Source organism: Micrococcus sp. GPGPB33, from assembly GCF_037853785.1.
GTDB classification, from domain to species: Bacteria; Actinomycetota; Actinomycetes; order Actinomycetales; family Micrococcaceae; genus Micrococcus; species Micrococcus luteus.
Genome location: NZ_JAQMWO010000002.1, coordinates 496,473 through 512,840 on the forward strand (window position 1 = coordinate 496,473; position 16,368 = coordinate 512,840).

Consider the following 16,368-nt stretch of genomic DNA (forward strand, 5'->3'; position numbering starts at 1 on the left):
CCCGGGATCACCGGGGCCCTTCGCCTGTCATCACTCGCACCTTCATCACTCGCACCTCGATGAAGCGGTTCCACCGTACGAACCGAGCATGGGCGCAGCCGTCATGCAGCCTGGCAGTTGCCTGGCAATGGCCGCCTCAGCCCAGGGCACCGCCGGACTCCGCCAGGTAGCACGTGCCGCACAGGGACTCGTAGGTCACCTGGACGCCGTCGATCGCCACCTGGTCCCCCTCGAACACGAAGTGCTCGGCGCCCGTGGCCGGGTCCACGACCTTGCGCGTGTTGAACACCGCCTTCCGGCCGCACCGGCAGATGGTCTTCAGCTCCTCGAGGGAGTGCGCCAGCTCCAGCAGCCGCGCGGAGCCCGGGAAGGAGCGGGTGCGGAAGTCGGTGCGCAGCCCGTAGGCGATCACGGGGACGCCGTCGAGCACGGCGATGCGCAGCAGGTCGTCCACCTGCGCCGGCTCGAGGAACTGCGCCTCGTCCACGAGCAGGCACGCCACGGGCGGGGCCTCCACGTGCCCCACGAGGGCGTCCGGGTCGTCACCGGTGGCGTGCCGGCGGAACAGCTCCCGCACGTCCGCTCCCGCCGGGACGAGGAAGTCCACGGCGCGGGTCACGCCGAGGCGGGAGACGACGTCGCCCTCCCCCTTCACGTCCACCTCCGGCTTGGCCAGCAGCACCCGCTGGCCGCGCTCCTCGTAGTTGAAGGCGGCCTGCAGCAGGCCCGTGGACTTGCCGGAGTTCATGGCCCCGTAGCGGAAGTAGAGCTTGGCCACGGCTCCGCTCAGCCCCGGGCGCGGCCCTGGTCGGCCTCGATCTGCTCCGCGGCCGTGGGGTCCGAATCCCGCAGGAAGGTGCGGATGCGCTCGACCTCCTCGGACTCCCCGATCCCGGCGGCCGCGCGGCCCAGCGCGTACAGGGCGCGCAGGAAGCCGCGGTTGGGCTCGTGGGCGTACGGCACCGGGCCGGCGCCGCGCCACCCCGCCCGGCGCAGCGCGTCCAGGCCCCGGTGGTAGCCGACGCGGGCGTACGCATAGGAGTCCACGGTCCGGCCCTCGGCCCACGCGTCCTCCGCCATGAGCGCCCACACCAGGGAGGACTCGGGCGCCACCGGCACGATGTCCTCGGGCAGGTCACCTGCCTCGAGCCGGGCCAGCACCTCCGGCTCCTCCGGCAGGCGCGTGGCCGGCGGCTCCATCAGGTTCTTGCCGATCAGGGACTCGGACATGGGATGCCTCTTCTCCTCGCGGACGATGCGGTCGCGGCCGAGTCTATCGACGGCGCCGGACGCCGGACGGATCGCCGTCCCCGCGTCCAGGACGGTCCGGTACCGTAGGCGCAGCGTCCGTCCGCAGCCCCACGCTCCCGGGGCCGGGCCGCCGATGCCGTCGAAGGAGCCTCCATGACCCACCCCGCGCCCGCCCGCCGCCGTGCCCCGCTGGCCGTCGGCGTCGCCGCCCTCGCCCTCGCCCTGGCCGGCTGCGGCTCGGCCGGCCAGTCCGGTGAGCCCGCCTCGTCGACCGCCGCGGCGCCCAGCGGATCGGCGGCCTCGGCCGCGGCCGGCTCGGCCACGGAGAGCCCCACCGACCCCGCGTCCGCCGCGGCGTCCCGCGTCCGTGAGGCCCTCGCGTCGGAGTCCGCCGAGGGCACCCCGCGCGCCGAGCCGCGTCAGGCGTTCGAGACCGTCGGCCCGGGCATCAAGGACGGCGCCGCCACCGAGGCCTGGAAGAACACGGCCGCGGTCCGCAACGACACCGTCTCCGTGATGGACTGCACGCGCGACGTCCTGGACCAGCGCACCCTGGACGCCGTCGCCACGCACATCCCGGACAGCTCGAACATCGAGATCGTGCAGCTGTTCGCCTCGCAGGACGAGACCCACGAGTTCCTCACCTGCGTCTACAACGGCTACTTCGAGTACAGCCCCGGCATGCCCCTGGCGCAGGTCCACTACCAGCACAACCTCGACGGCTCCCGCCTGGAGTGGTGCCAGGAGGAGCCCGCCGCCGTGGCGGACGAGTACACGTTCGACCCGAAGACCGGCAAGGGGCTGCTCGCCCTGCTGCGCCCCGGCATGGTCGGCGGCCAGGACGGCGCCCCCTGCTGCCCCAGCGCACCGCGTGGGCCTGCTCCGAGGACGGCAGCGAGATGGTCTCCGTGACCATGGGCTCCATGGAGGGCTTCGGCGACGCCAACGGCGGCCTCACCCAGGTGAAGAACTCGCCGGTCGCGCAGAGCACCACCCTCGTCACCGAGACCCGCGACCACCTCGCGGACACCGTGCTGAAGGACGCCGGGGACTTCCAGGAGGTCATCAAGCTCAGCTCGCCGTTCTTCCTGAACGCGCAGATGGACGAGGAGACCCTGGCCCAGGCCCGGGAGATCCCCACCGGCCGCGTGCCCGACGAGCTGCTGAACAACCAGTCCACGATCGACCGCCCCGAGGGCGCCCCCGGCCCCGTGGCCCCCGGCCAGCCGCCGCGGCCGTTCCAGGGCGCCGCGCGGGAGGCCGCCGAATCCCAGCGGGCCGCGGAGGCGTCCGCCTCGGCGTCGGCCAGCCCGTCACCGACGAAGTCGGCTTCGGCCTCCCCGTCCCCCTCCACGTCCGGGGACTGACACCCGGCACGACGACGGCCGGTCACCTCGTGAGGTGGCCGGCCGTCGTCGTGGGGCCCGGCGGATCAGGCCTTCGCCGCGGCGTCGTCCTGACCGGCGAAGTGCCGGCGGTACGCGCCCAGGGTGAGGAACGCCGGGTACTCCGGCGGCAGGGCCGACTCGCAGAACACGCGCACCGCGTCCTCGAACCGGTGGCCCTCGGGCAGCGGGCCGGCGAGGATCCGAGCGTGCTCCTCGCGGATCAGCTGCTCCATCCAGCCGCGGTTGGCGGTCCGCACGCCGCCCTCGGTCAGCTGCACACCGGTGCCGTTGTGGGCCCACTGCCAGATCTGGGACCGGGAGATCTCCGCCGTGGCGGCGTCCTCCATGAGTCCGTGGATCGCGGCGGCGCCGTTCCCCCGCAGCCAGGACTCGATGTAGCGGATCCCGACCTCGATGTTCATCCGCACGCCGGCCTCGGTCACCGAGCCCGTGGTCGCGGCGACGTCGAGCAGGGCGGCCTCGTCCGGCTCCACGTCCTCGCGACGGCGGGTGCGGATCTGGTTCGGGGCCTCGCCGAGCACGGCGTCGAACTCCTCCCGGGCGACCGGCACGAGGTCCGGGTGCGCCACCCACGAGCCGTCGAAGCCGTCGCCGGCCTCGCGGGCCTTGTCCGCGCGCACCTTCTCCAGCGCGGCGGCGTTGGCCTCCTCGTTCCGGCGGTCCGGGATCACGGCGGACATGCCGCCGATCGCCGAGGCGCCGCGCCGGTGGCAGGCCCGGACCAGCTGCTCCGTGTAGGCCCGCATCATCGGCTGGGTCATGGTCACCTCCGAGCGGTCCGGGAGGACGAACTCGGCCCCGCGGTCCCGGAAGTTCTTGATGATGGAGAAGATGTAGTCCCAGCGGCCGGCGTTGAGGCCCGCGGCGTGGTTGCGTAGCTGGTACAGGATCTCCTCCATCTGGAACGCCGCGGTGATCGTCTCGATCAGCACGGTGGCCCGGATGGTGCCCTGGGGGATGCCCAGCTCGTCCTGCGCCGCCACGAACACGCAGTTCCACAGCCGCGCCTCGAGATGGGACTCGAGCTTGGGCAGGTAGAAGTACGGGCCGTGGCCGCGGCGGATCAGCTCGTGGGCGTTGTGGAAGAAGTACAGGCCGAAGTCCACGAGGGCGCCGGCCATCGGCTCGCCGTCCACACGGATGTGGTCCTCGAGGAGGTGCCAGCCGCGCGGGCGGACGATGATGGTCGGCCGGTCCGTGAGCTCGCGCTCGCGCAGCCGGTACTCCTTGCCCTCGGGGGAGGTGAAGTCGATCTGGTCGCGGATCGCGTCGAACAGGTTGACCTGCCCGTCCAGCATCCGGTCCCAGGACGGCGTCGAGGAGTCCTCGAAGTCGGCGAGCCAGCCCGAGGCGCCCGAGTTGAGGGCGTTGATCGTCATCTTCCGATCCACGGGGCCGGTGATCTCCACGCGGCGGTCCTGCAGGCCGGGGGCCAGCGGCGCCACACGCCAGGAGTCGTCCTCGCGGACCCGGCGGGTGGACCGCAGGTAGTGCGGGTTCCATCCGTCGGTGATGCGGCGCTGGGTGTACTCCCGCTCCTCGAGCAGCCGCCGGCGGCGGTCCTCGGCCAGCCGGTGCAGGCGGCCGAGGAACGCCAGCGCCTCGTCCGTGAGGATCTCGGCCTGCCGCCCGTCGACCGGCCCGTGGACGGTCACCACGGGGGCGGCGCCCTCGGGGATGACGACGGGGATGGCCTGGGTGCTCACGTCATGCGGCAGGGGCGTGTGCTCCCGAGCGTCGTCGGCATGGATCTCGTGCAGGGTGGGGGTCGTGGTCTGCGGGCTCATGGGACTGCCTCCTCGCGGTCTCGGCTGAGCGGATCAGTGGAACTGGCCGGACTCCGTGGAGCCCGCCAGGGCCACCGTGGAGCTGTCCGGGTTGATGGCGGTGGACACGGCGTCGAAGTAGCCGGTGCCGACCTCGCGCTGGTGCTTGGTCGCGGTGTAGCCGCGGGCCTCGTCGGCGAACTCGCGCTCCTGCAGCTCGACGTACGCGGACATCTGGCGCTCGTTGTATCCCTTGGCCAGGTCGAACATCGAGTGGTTCAGGGCGTGGAAGCCGGCCAGCGTGATGAACTGGAAGGTGTAGCCCATGGCGCCCAGCTCGCGCTGGAACTTGGCGATGGTGTCGTCGTCGAGGTTCTTCTTCCAGTTGAAGGACGGCGAGCAGTTGTAGGCCAGCATCTGGTCCGGGAACTCGGCCTTGACGGCCTCGGCGAACTTCCGGGCCAGCTCGAGGTCCGGCGTGCCGGTCTCCATCCAGATCAGGTCCGCGTGGGGGGCGTAGGCCTTGGCGCGGGCGATGCAGGGCTCGACGCCGTTGCGGACCTTGTAGAAGCCCTCCGCGGTGCGCTCACCGGTGATGAACTCGGCGTCGCGCTCGTCCACGTCCGAGGTGATCAGGGTGGCCGCCTCGGCATCGGTGCGGGCGATGATCACGCTGGGCACGTCGGCGACGTCGGCGGCCAGGCGGGCGGCGTTGAGCGTGCGGATGTGCTGGCCGGTGGGGATGAGCACCTTGCCGCCGAGGTGGCCGCACTTCTTCTCGGAGGCCAGCTGGTCCTCCCAGTGCACACCGGAGGCGCCGGCGGTGATCATCGACTTCATGAGCTCGTAGGCGTTGAGCGGGCCGCCGAAGCCGGCCTCGGCGTCGGCCACGATCGGCACGAGCCAGTCCTCGACGGTGCTGACGCCCTCGGCGTGCTCGATCTGGTCCGCGCGCAGCAGGGCGTTGTTGATGCGGCGCACCACCTGCGGCACGGAGTTGGCCGGGTACAGGGACTGGTCCGGGTACGTGTGGCCGGAGAGGTTGGCGTCCGCGGCGACCTGCCAGCCGGAGAGGTAGATGGCGCGCAGCCCGGCCTTGACCTGCTGGACGGCCTGGTTGCCGGTGAGGGCGCCGAGGGCGTTGGTGAACTCACCGCGGGCGTTCTCGTCCTTCAGCTGGGTCCACAGCTTCTCGGCGCCGCGGCGGGCCAGCGTGTGCTCCTCCTGGACGCGGCCGCGGAGACGGACGACGTCCTCGGCGGTGAAGCTGCGCTCGACGCCGGCCCAGCGGGGGTTGTTGTCCCAGTCGTGCTGGAGCTGTTCGGCGGAGGCGGGAGTGGAGTGGTGGGGCTGGGTGGTCATGACGTCCTCCTGAGGATCGGTCCGGTTCGGTGAAGGGTTCGGTGCGACGTGTCCGTCGCTGCCGTTGACATCCACCTTGGCCCCAGGCAAGGCCCTCTGGAGCACAAAATCGGTGGAAACTCCGGCCGTTCCTGCCACTGGGTCAGAACGTGACAGTCCTTGCGCCCCCATGTGGCCTGGATCACGGCAACGGCCCCCCGCTTGTCAAGAATGTGACTTTCTTTCCGAAGCACGTGATCTCCTCCCCGGTTCCGTCTACAGTTCCGCGCATGATGACCCGCCCGCTTCCCGAGGACAGCGCGACCGTGGACGCCGTCGCGCTGGGCCGCCGCGTTCGGCACCTGCGCAAGCAGGCCGGCCTCACCCTGGACCAGCTCGCGGAGCGCACGGGAGTGAGCGGCTCGCACCTGTCCCTCGTGGAGAACGCCCGCCGCGAGCCGCGGCTCTCGCTGGTCCAGCGGATCGCCGAGGTCCTGGGCGTGCCGGTCGAGGACCTGCTCACCGGCCGGGCCCCCACCCGGCGGGCCGAACTGGAGATCGAGGTCGAACGGTTCGCGCGCTCGGAGCACTACGCCTCCCTCGGCCTGCCGCCGCTGCGCATCGGGCCCCGCACCCCCACCGAGGTCCTCGAGGTGATCGCGGGGCTGGAGGCCGAGCTGCGCCGTCGCCTGGAGGAGCAGGCCGCCACCCCCGAGGAGGCGCGCCGCGCCAACGCCCAGCTGCGCGCCCGGATGCGCGCGGTGGACAACCACTACCCCGACCTCGAGGCCGAGGCGCATCGGCTGCTCGACGCGATCGGCCACACGGGCGGGCCGCTGGGCCTGCACGCGGTCTCGGAGCTGGCCGAGCACCTCGGCTTCACCCTGCGCTTCGTCCCGGACCTGCCGCACTCCACGCGCTCCGTCACGGACCTCAAGCACGGGCGCATCCACATCAGCGGCTCCCGCTCCTCAGACCATGACCGCCGCACCGTGGTGCTCCAGGCCCTCGCCGCCGCCGTCCTGGGCCACGGCGAGCCGCGGGACTACGAGGACTTCCTCGCCCAGCGTGTGGCGGTGAACTACCTGGCGGGCGCGCTGCTCATGCCGCAGCGGGCGGCGTCGTCGCTGCTGCGGGCCGCCCAGAAGCGCCGGGACCTGTCCGTGGACGACCTGAAGGACGCGTTCGGCGTCTCCTACGAGGCCGCCGCGCACCGGTTCACCAACCTGGCCACCGTGGACCTGGGCATCCGCTGCCACTTCCAGAAGGTCCACGAGACCGGGGTGATCCACAAGGCCTACGAGAACGACGGGATCGTGTTCCCCGCCGACCACACCGGTGCGATCGAGGGCCAGCAGGCGTGCCGGAAGTGGGGCGCACGGCAGGCCTTCTCCCGCAACGACCGGTTCCGCGCCCACGCCCAGTACACGGACTCGCCCAACGGGACGTTCTGGTGCACCTCGATGATCGAGAACGGCCCCGACGGGCTGTTCGCCCTCTCCGTGGGCACCCCGTTCGAGCATGCCCGGCACTTCCGCGGCGCGGACACCCGCCACCGGGTCACCTCCACGTGCCCCGATCCGCGCTGCTGCCGCCGCCCCGACCCCGAGCTCGAGGCCGCGTGGGGCGGGCACGTGTGGCCCGCGGCCCGCATGCACGCGCATCTGCTGGCGGCCATGCCCACGCAGACCTTCCCCGGTGTGGACGAGCGTGAGGTCTTCGAGTTCCTCCAGGCCCAGGAGGAGCGGGAGGGCTGAAACGACGCCGGCCCGCACCCTCACGCGAGGGTGCGGGCCGGCGCGGCGGACGGGGGGTCAGCCGATGCTCTTGCCGGCCGAGTTCAGCTCGGTGCAGGCCTGGACCACGCGGGCGGCCATGGCCTCCTCGGCCTTGGCGCCCCACACGCGGGGGTCGTACTGCTTCTTGTCGCCGACCTCGCCGTCGACCTTCAGGACGCCGTCGTAGTTCTCGAACATGTGCCCGGCCACCGGGCGGGTGAACGCGTACTGGGTGTCCGTGTCCACGTTCATCTTCACGACGCCGTACTCCACCGAGTCGGCGATCTCCTGGGCGGCGGAGCCGGAGCCGCCGTGGAACACGAGGTCGAACGGGCGCTCCCTGCCGAACTTCTCGCCCACGGCCTGCTGGATCTCCTGCAGGATCTCCGGGCGCAGCTTCACGTTGCCCGGCTTGTAGACGCCGTGCACGTTGCCGAAGGTCAGCGCGGTGAGGTAGCGGCCGTGCTCGCCGAGCCCGAGGGCCTCCACGGTGGCGATGCCGTCCTGGACGGTGGTGTAGAGCTTCTCGTTGATCTCGTGGGCCACGCCGTCCTCCTCGCCGCCCACGACGCCGATCTCCACCTCGAGGATCTGCTTGTTGGCGTGGGTGCGCGCGAGCAGCTCGCGGCCGATCCGCAGGTTCTCCTCGAGGGTCTCGGCGGAGCCGTCCCACATGTGGGAGTTGAAGATCGGGTCGCGCCCGGCCTTCACCTCCGCCTCGGAGGCGTCCAGCAGGGGCAGGACGAAGCCCTCGAGCTTGTCCTGGGGGCAGTGGTCCGTGTGCAGGGCGATGTTCACGGAGTACTTCTTGGCGACCTCGCGCGCGAACGCGGCGAAGGCCAGCGAGCCGGCGACCATGTCCTTCACGGAGGAGCCGGAGAAGTAGGCGGCGCCGCCGGTGGAGACCTGGATGATGCCGTCCGAGCCGGCCTCGGCGAAGCCGCGGATGGCGGCGTTCAGGGTCTGGGAGCTGGTGACGTTGATCGCCGGGTAGGCGAAGGCGCCGTTCTTGGCGGCGTCGATCATCTCGGCGTACTTCTCCGGGGATGCGATGGGCATGCTGCAGCTCCTAGGCGTCGTCGACTCGGGCAGGCGGGGGGAGCGCGGCGAGCGCGACACCCTCGGGCTCATCCTATCCGCGCGGCCGGACCCGCCCCAGGGTCCCGGACCCGACGGCGACGCCGGCCTGGGCACGACCCCGCCGTTGGCCTAGGGTGAGCGGCGTCACATTCGCATCCGAGAGACCGGAGACCGCCATGGCCCCCGCACGCCGCCCCTCCCGCCCCCTCGCCCTGGCCGCCGCCCTGGCTGTCGTCGCCGGGTTCGGCGCGCCGCACGCTGCCCTGGCCCAGGAGTCCGCCCCTGCCCCGGACGCGCCGGAGGTGAGCTCCGCCGTCGAGGACCTCTCGCAGCCGGCCACGGCGGCCGAGGACGCCCGCTGGAACGCGGCCCGGGACGCCCTGGCGGCCGCCTCGGCCGACGACCCCTTCTACCTGCCGCCCACCGTCGTGCCCGCGACCCCCGGCGCCCTGATCCGCACCGAGCCCACCGCCTTCTACCTGGACCCGGTGCGGCTGGTGCAGGTGCCGGCGCACGCCACGCGCATCATGTACGCCTCGCAGGACGCCCAGGGCCGACCCATCGCCGTGACCGGCACCGTGCTGACCCCCACCGCCCCGTGGACGGGCGGCGGCGAGCGCCCCGTGATCAGCTACGCAGTGGGGACCCAGGGGGCGGCGGACCGCTGCGCCCCGTCCCGCACCCTCTCCACCGGCGTGCAGTACGAGGGCGTCGGGATCACGTCCCTGCTGAGCCGCGGCCACGCCGTGGTGGTCACCGACTACGAGGGCCTGGGCACCCCGGGCGCGCACACCTACATGGTCCGGGAGGCCCAGGCGCACGCCGTCCTCGACGCGGTGCGCGCGGCCGCCCAGGTGTCGGGGTCGGGCGTCACCGCGACCGCGCCGGTCGCGCTCGCGGGCTACTCACAGGGCGGCGGGGCGGCCGCGGCCGCCGCCGAGCTCGCGCCCGACTACGCCCCGGAGCTGGACCTCAAGGGCGCCTACGCGGGCGCCCCGCCGGCCGACCTCGTGCAGGTCGCGGGCCGGATCGACGGCGGTCTCTACGCGGCCTTCCTGCTCTACGCGATGGCCGGGCAGCTCGCCGCGTACGACGTGGACCCGGCCACGCATCTCAACGAGACCGGCCTGACGGCCCTCGCCGGCGCGGCCGAGACCTGCATGGTGGGCAGCCTCGCCTACGCGCACCTCGACTCCGCCACACTGACCCACACGGGGCAGGACTTCCCTGAGCTCGTCCGCTCCGATGCCGAGCTGGCCGGGATCCTCGCCGAGCAGCGGATCGGCGCACCGGGCCGCCGTCCGGACGTGCCGGTGATGATCGCGCACTCCGTCACGGACGACGTCATCCCGTACCGCACCGGCCGCGACCTGGGCCGCCGCTGGTGCGCGGAGGGCGCGCGGGTGCGTTTCGACCCGCTCCTCACCCCGACCCACGTGGGCGGCCACGTGGCCTCGCTGCCGCGGATGGGGGCGTTCCTGGACGCGACCCTCGCCGACCGCTGGACCGCCGACTCGTGCGGGTGGTTCTGAGCCTCGGCTAGCGTCGGGGCCAGGACCGTCCCGCCCACCGAAGGAGCAGTCATGCGCGCCGAGCAGGTCACCGATCCCATCGCCTACCACGGCGAGGGCCCCGTCTGGGCCGCCTCGTGGGGCAGCGCCGCCGAGGGCGTGACCGCCGGCGGCGGCCTGCGCTGGGTGGACATGCTCGCCGGGGACGTCCTGTCCCTGCGCACCGACGGGACGGTGGACCGCACGCACGTCGGCGACGTGGCCGCCGCGCTGCGCCCGCGTGCGGGGGTGGCGCCGTCGTCGCGGTGGAGCGGGGCTTCGCCCTGATCTCGCCCGAGGGCGAGCTGACGACGCTGCCCGAGCTGTGGGGCGCGGACGCCGGGATCCGGATGAACGAGGGCGGCTGTGACCCGGACGGCCGGTTCCACTGCGGCACCATGGCGTACGCCAAGACCCCCGGCGCCGCGAACCTCTACCGGCTCGCCCCCGGCCCCGACGGCGGCGCCGGCGAGGTGGACGTCGTGCTGACCGGCGCGACGACGTCCAACGGCCTCGAGTGGAGCCCGGACGGCACGCGGGCCTACTACAACGACACCCCCACACGGCAGGTGGCCGTGTTCGACTACTCCCGCGAGGAGGGCCTGACGAACCGCCGCGTGCTCGTGGACGTGCTCGACGGCGAGGGCAAGCCGGACGGGCTCACCGTGGACGCCGAGGGCGGGATCTGGGTGGCCGTGATCAGCCACGGGCAGATCCACCGGTACACGCCCGAGGGGACGCTCGACGAGGTGGTGGAGGTGCCCGTGCAGAAGACCACGGCGTGCACCTTCGGCGGCGACGACCTCGGCACCCTGTACATCACCACCTCCTGGGAGAACCTGGAGCGCGGCGAGGACCCGCTGGCCGGGGCCCTGTTCGCCGTCCGCCCGGGGGTGACGGGCCTGCCGGCCCGCCCCTTCGCGGGCTGAGGCCGTCACGCCGCACATCGTCGGCGCGGTCCTGCGCCACCCTGCGCCGTCCTGCGCCGTCCTGCGCCGCGAGCCAGACGAATCTGCGGTCCAGAGGCTCCTTTCAGCGCGGAATCGTCTGGCTCGCGCCGGACTCAGGGGACGGCCGCGTGCTGCCGGATCCACGCGTGCATCGCGATGCCGGCGGCCACGCCCGCGTTGATCGAGCGGGTGGAGCCGTACTGCGCGATGGACAGCACCGCGCTCGACGCCGCTCGCACCTCCGCCGAGAGCCCCGGCCCCTCCTGCCCGAAGACGAGCACGCAGGCACGCGGGAAGTCGAAGGTCTCCACCGGCACCGACTCGGGGAACAGGTCCACGCCGAGCACGGGCAGCCCCTCCCCCGCCGCCCACTCCGTGAACGCCGCCACCGTCTCGTGGTGGCGCACGTGCAGGTAGCGGTCGGTGACCATGGCGCCGCGCCGGTTCCAGCGGCGCCGCCCGATGATGTGCACCCCGGCGGCGTTGAACGCGTTGGCGGTGCGCACGACGGTGCCGATGTTCAGGTCGTGCTGCCAGTTCTCGATGGCGACGTGGAACGGGTGCCGCCGCGCGTCGAGGTCCGCGACGATCGCCTCGAGGCGCCAATAGCGGTAGCGGTCGAGGACGTTGCGGCGGTCGCCGTGCGCGAGCAGCTCCGGGTCGTAGCGGGGGTCCTCCGGCCACGGGCCGGTCCACGGGCCGACGCCGACCTCGCGGGGCGCGGCGCCGTCCTCGGCCGGCGCGGGCTCGCTCAGCGGCCGGCCTCGGACCGGTCGACGGCCGCCCAGGCGGCCCCGGCGGACACCGCGGCCACGGAGAGCACCGCCGGCCACGCACCGATCTTCTTGGCCAGCGGGTGGGAGGCGCCGAAGCCGCCGAGGTACAGGGCGGCCAGGCCACCGGCGACGGCGGGCCCACGCTTGGCCAGCCACGTGCGCCCGGCGTACAGGCCGGCGGCGGCCAGCACGACGCCGCCGAGCGGGCGGATGCCGGTCTCACGGGCGGTCAGGTAGCCGCCGATCAGACCGAACGCGGTGACCGGGGCCGTGGAGACGGCGTGGGCGGGGAGGAGGGTCTTGCCGTCGCGGACGACGGGCGGGGCATGGCGCGGAGTCTTCATGGCGCCACCGTAGCGCGCGCATCCTGGAATACGCCGGGGGCCACCGTCGGGGAGAATGTCCTGGTGAGCATGATCGACAACGCCGTGTACGTGGACGGGCGGCGCGTCCACGCCCCCTCCACCCTCGAGGACACCTGGGAGGAGTGCGAGCGCACCGGCGGCATGGCCTGGCTGGGCCTGTACCGCCCGGACGTGGCCGAGCTCCAAGCGGTCGCGGAGGAGCTGCGCCTGCACCCGCTCGCCGTCGAGGACGCCCTCGCCGGAGGCGAGCGCGCCAAGCTGGACCGCTACGGCGAGGACTCGTTCATGGTCCTGCACCCGGCCCGCTACGTCGACCGCACCGAGACCGTGGAGTTCGGCGAGCTGAGCGTCTTCACCGGTGAGCACTACGTGGTGACGGTGCGTCACGCGGAGGAGCCGGACCTGGCCGCCGTGCGACGGTCCCTGGAGACGGAGGGCCGCGAGCGCCTCGCGATGGGGCCGTGGCAGGTCACCCTGGAGATCCTGGACCGTGTCGTGGACGACTACTTCCCGGTGGCCGACGGCCTCGAACAGGACATCGCGGAGATCGAGGACCAGGTCTTCGCCGGCGACGGGCACGTCTCCCGGCGCATCTACGAGCTCTCCCGCGAGGTGCTGAACTTCCAGCACGCCATCCGCGCGCTGCCGTCCATCGTGGAGCAGCTCCAGGAGGAGGTGCGCACCCGCCTGCATGAGGACACCCGCCGCCTCGACGCCGACGGCCTGCCCCGGCGCGACGACGCCCACGCCTGGGAGGACGAGGAACTCAGCGATCAGGCGCGCCTCGAGGTGGAGAACCTGCGCCGCCTGCGCGACGTCCACGACCACGCCGTCCAGATCAACGAGCGCGTGATGACCATGCGCCAGATGCTCAACAACGCCCTCGAGCTGGACTCGACGCTGGCGTCGAAGCGGCTGGCCGAGCAGTCGATCGCCCAGAACGAACAGGTCAAGCAGATCTCGTCCTGGGCGGCGATCATCTTCGCGCCGCAGCTGGTGGGCTCGGTCTACGGCATGAACTTCGACGGCATGCCCGAGCTGCACTGGGCGTTCGGCTACCCGTTCGCCCTGGGACTCATGCTGGCGGTGGCCCTCACGCTGTTCGTGCTGTTCAAGCGCGCGGACTGGCTGTAGGCCGGGTGCGCGGGGCCGGCCGAGGCTCAGTCGAGGCCGAGCTCGTCCTTGCCGAACGCGTACAGGTACGGCACCCCCGCCTCCTCGGCCACGCGCTCGGCGGCGCCGGTCGCGCGGTCCACGATCACGGCCACGGCCTGGACGTCGCCGCCCGCGTTGCGCACGCCCTCGACGGCGGTCAGCGCGGAGCCGCCCGTCGTCGAGGTGTCCTCCAGCACGACGACGCGGCGCCCGTCCACGCCCGGGCCCTCCACCTGCCGGCCCATGCCGTACGACTTCTGCGCCTTGCGCACCACGAACGCGTCGAGCGCGCGGCCCGCGGTGCCGGCCTGATGCATCATCGCGGTGGCCACGGGGTCGGCGCCCATGGTCAGGCCGCCCACCGCGTCGAACTCGATCCCGTTCTCCTCGAGCAGGCGCAGCATCACGCGGCCGATCAGTGGGGCGGCCTCGTGGTGCAGGGTGACACGACGCAGGTCCACGTAGTAGTCCGCCTCCTTGCCGGAGGACAGGGTCACCCGGCCGTGCACCACGGCCAGCTCCTGGATGAGCTGCTTGAGCCGCTCGCGGTCCTGCTCGGGCGTGGGGACGGTGGGGGTCTGCGCGTCGGTCATGCCGCCCATGCTAGTGCGAGCCCGGCCACCCCTGCCGATTCCGTCCCGGCCTGGCTAGGCTCGGGTTATGAGCGAGATCCCGCACGACGACGCCCCCGTCCAGCATCCCTCCGGCCTGCCCCTGGCGCACTGGCTCACCCTCACCGAGGGCCTGATCGCGGCGCGCGTGGCCGAGAGCCTCGAGGAGCACGGCCTGACCCGCGTCCAGTGGCAGCTGCTGAACACCCTCACGGTGGCCCCGCAGTCCCGCGCCGAGCTCGAGGCCGGCTTCGAGGAGGAGCAGCGCGGCGCGGTGTCCGGTCAGATCGAGGAGCTGGTCGAGTCCCACTGGGTGACGATCGAGGGCGACCTCTACACCCTCACCGCCACGGGCCGCACCGCGGGCGCCCGCGTGGGTGAGGCGGTCGAGGCCCTGCGTGCCGAGGCGACGGCGGACGTCCCGCGGGACCAGATCGACGACGCCGTCCGCGTCCTGCGCCGCATCGCCCGCAACCTGGGGCACCCGGACGCGTGAGCCGTCGTCGCCGACCGCCCCTGTCCCCGTGCGCGGGGCCGGTCCTACGCTGACCGGCATGCGTGAACTCCAGCAGCGGATCATCGCCCAGCAGGGCGTCCTCCCCGAGATCGACCCGGCGGCCGAAGTCGAACGGCGCGTGGCCTTCCTCGTCGACTACCTCGCGGCCACGGGCGCGTCCGGCTTCGTCCTGGGCATCTCCGGCGGCGTGGACTCCACCGTGGGCGGCCGGCTGGCCCAGCTCGCCGTCGAGCGTCGCCGCGCCCAGCTCGGCGTCACGGACGCCGTCGCCCTGGGCGGCCCCGGCACCACCCCGCCGGGTGAGGCGGGGGTGGGCGCCGACGTCGTACCCTCCCGCGAGAACCCCCGGTTCACCGCCGTGCGCCTGCCCTACAAGGTGCAGCACGACGAGGCGGATGCGCGGGCGGCCATGGACTTCGTGGGTGCGGATCAGGACGTCACCCTGAACATCGCGGAGGCCGTGCAGGGTCTGGCCGCCGCCTTCGCTGAGGCCGTGGGGGAGCCGATCTCGGACTACAACCAGGGCAACGTGAAGGCCCGCATCCGCATGACGGCCCAGTACGCGGTGGCCGGCGCCCACGGGCAGTTGGTGATCGGCACGGACCAGGCAGCGGAGGCCATCACCGGGTTCTACACGAAGTTCGGCGACGGCGGCGCGGACGTCCTGCCGCTGGCCGGCCTGAACAAGCGGCAGGTGCGGGCGCTGGGCCGCGAACTCGGCGCCCCCGAGCCCCTGTGGAACAAGGTGCCCACCGCGGACCTGCTGGACGGCACGCCGGGCCAGACGGACGAGGCCGAACTCGGGATGACGTACGAGGACATCGACGACTACCTCGAGGGCAAGGACATCCCCGCCGAGGTCGCGGAGAAGCTCGAGGGCATCTGGCTCCGCAGCCGCCACAAGCGCACCACGCCGGTGACGATCCACGACGACTGGTGGCGCTGAGGCGCCGATCCCACGGTGTCCGCGCCCTTCGATAGCCTGGCCGGGTGAAGATCGCCACCTGGAACGTCAACTCCCTCCGTGCCCGCGCCGACCGCGTCGAGGCCTTCCTCGAGCGCCATGACATCGACGTCCTGGCCATCCAGGAGACCAAGTGCCGGGACGAGAACTTCCCCTGGGAGCTCTTCGAGCGCGCCGGCTACGAGGTGGTGCACAACGGCACCTCGCAGTGGAACGGCGTGGCCATCGCCTCCCGCGTCGGCCTGAGCGACGTGCAGCGCGGCTTCCCCGGCCAGCCGCACTTCGGCAAGGGCGGCGTGGACCCGCAGGAGGAGTCCCGCGCCATCGGGGCGACCGTGGGCGCGGAGGCGGCCGACGGCGTCGCCCCGGTGCGCCTGTGGAGCCTGTACGTGCCCAACGGGCGCGGCCTGGAGGACGAGCACATGGGCTACAAGCTCGAGTGGCTGCGCGTGCTCCAGGAGCACGCGGCCGCTCGCCTCGCCGAGGACCCGGACACCCGGCTCGCCCTGGCCGGCGACTGGAACATCGCTCCGCAGGACGAGGACGTGTGGGACATCGAGCTGTTCCAGCGCGAGGGCTACACGCACGTCTCCCCGGCCGAGCGCGCGGCGTTCCACGCGTTCGAGGACGCCGGGCTGGTGGACGTGGTGCGCCCGCGCCACCCCGGCCCCGGCGTGTACACGTACTGGGACTACACGGGCCTGGCCTTCCCCAAGAAGAAGGGCATGCGCATCGACTTCCAGCTGTGCTCCCCCGCCCTCGCACGGACGGTCACGGACGCCTGGATCGACCGCGAGGAGCGCAAGGGCAAGGGCGCCTCGGACCACGCGCCCGTGGTCGTCGAGCTGGGCTGAA

At 72.9% G+C, this 16,368-nt stretch carries 16 protein-coding genes and 1 pseudogene; 9 read left to right on the forward strand and 8 right to left on the reverse strand.

Annotation, left to right across the window (positions count from 1 at the left end; genetic code table 11):
• Positions 1-136: 136 nt before the first annotated feature.
• Positions 137-778 (reverse strand): thymidine kinase, encoded by a 642-nt coding sequence (locus POD19_RS02340; RefSeq protein ID WP_010079593.1) that lies wholly within the window; start codon positions 776-778, stop codon positions 137-139.
• An 8-nt stretch (positions 779-786) separates the two neighbouring features.
• Positions 787-1,230, reverse strand: a complete 444-nt coding sequence (locus POD19_RS02345; protein WP_060774573.1) for a DUF3151 domain-containing protein — start codon at positions 1,228-1,230, stop codon at positions 787-789.
• A gap of 174 nt (positions 1,231-1,404) precedes the next feature.
• Here POD19_RS02345 and POD19_RS02350 point away from each other — a divergent pair, with 174 nt between their 5' ends.
• Positions 1,405-2,163, forward strand: a complete 759-nt coding sequence (locus POD19_RS02350; RefSeq protein WP_340309286.1) for a hypothetical protein — start codon at positions 1,405-1,407, stop codon at positions 2,161-2,163.
• Complete coding sequence (locus POD19_RS02355) at positions 2,151-2,618, forward strand: hypothetical protein (RefSeq protein WP_340309287.1); 468 nt, start codon at positions 2,151-2,153, stop codon at positions 2,616-2,618. The genes POD19_RS02350 and POD19_RS02355 overlap by 13 nt, the downstream gene beginning before the upstream one ends.
• Positions 2,619-2,683: 65 nt before the next feature.
• Here POD19_RS02355 and aceB read toward each other — a convergent pair whose 3' ends face one another.
• Positions 2,684-4,447, reverse strand: a complete 1,764-nt coding sequence (aceB, locus tag POD19_RS02360) for a malate synthase A (RefSeq protein ID WP_081339209.1) — start codon at positions 4,445-4,447, stop codon at positions 2,684-2,686.
• A 33-nt stretch (positions 4,448-4,480) separates the two neighbouring features.
• Complete coding sequence (gene aceA, locus POD19_RS02365; protein WP_020626748.1) at positions 4,481-5,788, reverse strand: isocitrate lyase; 1,308 nt, start codon at positions 5,786-5,788, stop codon at positions 4,481-4,483.
• 269 nt (positions 5,789-6,057) lie between these two features.
• Between aceA and POD19_RS02370 the strand changes: the two genes are divergently transcribed.
• Entirely contained in the window at positions 6,058-7,524 is a 1,467-nt protein-coding gene (locus POD19_RS02370) for a helix-turn-helix domain-containing protein (RefSeq protein ID WP_144818610.1), read from the forward strand.
• A 57-nt stretch (positions 7,525-7,581) separates the two neighbouring features.
• Here the strand turns inward: POD19_RS02370 and fbaA are convergent, their stop codons facing one another.
• Positions 7,582-8,604, reverse strand: a complete 1,023-nt coding sequence (gene fbaA, locus POD19_RS02375) for a class II fructose-bisphosphate aldolase (protein ID WP_095695227.1) — start codon at positions 8,602-8,604, stop codon at positions 7,582-7,584.
• Positions 8,605-8,801: 197 nt separating this feature from the next.
• Between fbaA and POD19_RS02380 the strand changes: the two genes are divergently transcribed.
• Both POD19_RS02380 and POD19_RS02385 read left to right on the forward strand, forming a co-directional pair.
• A complete protein-coding gene (locus tag POD19_RS02380) occupies positions 8,802-10,157 on the forward strand; it encodes a lipase family protein (protein ID WP_119217600.1) in 1,356 nt (451 codons plus the stop codon).
• A gap of 51 nt (positions 10,158-10,208) precedes the next feature.
• A pseudogene (locus POD19_RS02385) lies at positions 10,209-11,104 on the forward strand (SMP-30/gluconolactonase/LRE family protein).
• A gap of 134 nt (positions 11,105-11,238) precedes the next feature.
• On the opposite strand, the gene POD19_RS02390 reads toward POD19_RS02385, so the two are convergent.
• Positions 11,239-11,880, reverse strand: coding sequence for a TrmH family RNA methyltransferase (locus tag POD19_RS02390; protein WP_197458576.1), 642 nt, complete (start codon positions 11,878-11,880; stop codon positions 11,239-11,241).
• A complete protein-coding gene (locus POD19_RS02395) occupies positions 11,877-12,245 on the reverse strand; it encodes a hypothetical protein (protein ID WP_020626754.1) in 369 nt (122 codons plus the stop codon). Before POD19_RS02395 ends, POD19_RS02390 begins: the two co-directional genes overlap by 4 nt.
• A gap of 69 nt (positions 12,246-12,314) precedes the next feature.
• Between POD19_RS02395 and POD19_RS02400 the strand changes: the two genes are divergently transcribed.
• The gene (locus POD19_RS02400) at positions 12,315-13,400 is read left to right on the forward strand and encodes a magnesium and cobalt transport protein CorA (protein ID WP_036316798.1); all 1,086 of its coding nucleotides are present in this window, start codon (positions 12,315-12,317) and stop codon (positions 13,398-13,400) included.
• A 26-nt stretch (positions 13,401-13,426) separates the two neighbouring features.
• On the opposite strand, the gene pyrE is transcribed toward POD19_RS02400, so the two are convergent.
• A complete protein-coding gene (gene pyrE, locus POD19_RS02405; RefSeq protein ID WP_123244201.1) occupies positions 13,427-14,023 on the reverse strand; it encodes an orotate phosphoribosyltransferase in 597 nt (198 codons plus the stop codon).
• Between the two features lie 58 nt (positions 14,024-14,081).
• On the opposite strand from pyrE, the gene POD19_RS02410 reads away from it, so the two are divergent.
• Genes POD19_RS02410 through POD19_RS02420 form a run of 3 tightly spaced genes read left to right on the forward strand, consistent with a single transcriptional unit; the run spans position 14,082 to position 16,367 of the window.
• Positions 14,082-14,528, forward strand: a complete 447-nt coding sequence (locus POD19_RS02410) for a MarR family winged helix-turn-helix transcriptional regulator (protein WP_123244200.1) — start codon at positions 14,082-14,084, stop codon at positions 14,526-14,528.
• A 58-nt stretch (positions 14,529-14,586) separates the two neighbouring features.
• The gene (nadE, locus tag POD19_RS02415) at positions 14,587-15,495 is read left to right on the forward strand and encodes an ammonia-dependent NAD(+) synthetase (RefSeq protein WP_144818612.1); all 909 of its coding nucleotides are present in this window, start codon (positions 14,587-14,589) and stop codon (positions 15,493-15,495) included.
• Positions 15,496-15,539: 44 nt separating this feature from the next.
• Positions 15,540-16,367 carry an exodeoxyribonuclease III gene (locus POD19_RS02420; protein ID WP_144818614.1) on the forward strand — a complete coding sequence of 276 codons (828 nt, stop codon included), beginning with the start codon at positions 15,540-15,542 and terminating at the stop codon, positions 16,365-16,367.
• The last annotated feature ends 1 nt before the right edge of the window (position 16,368 follow it).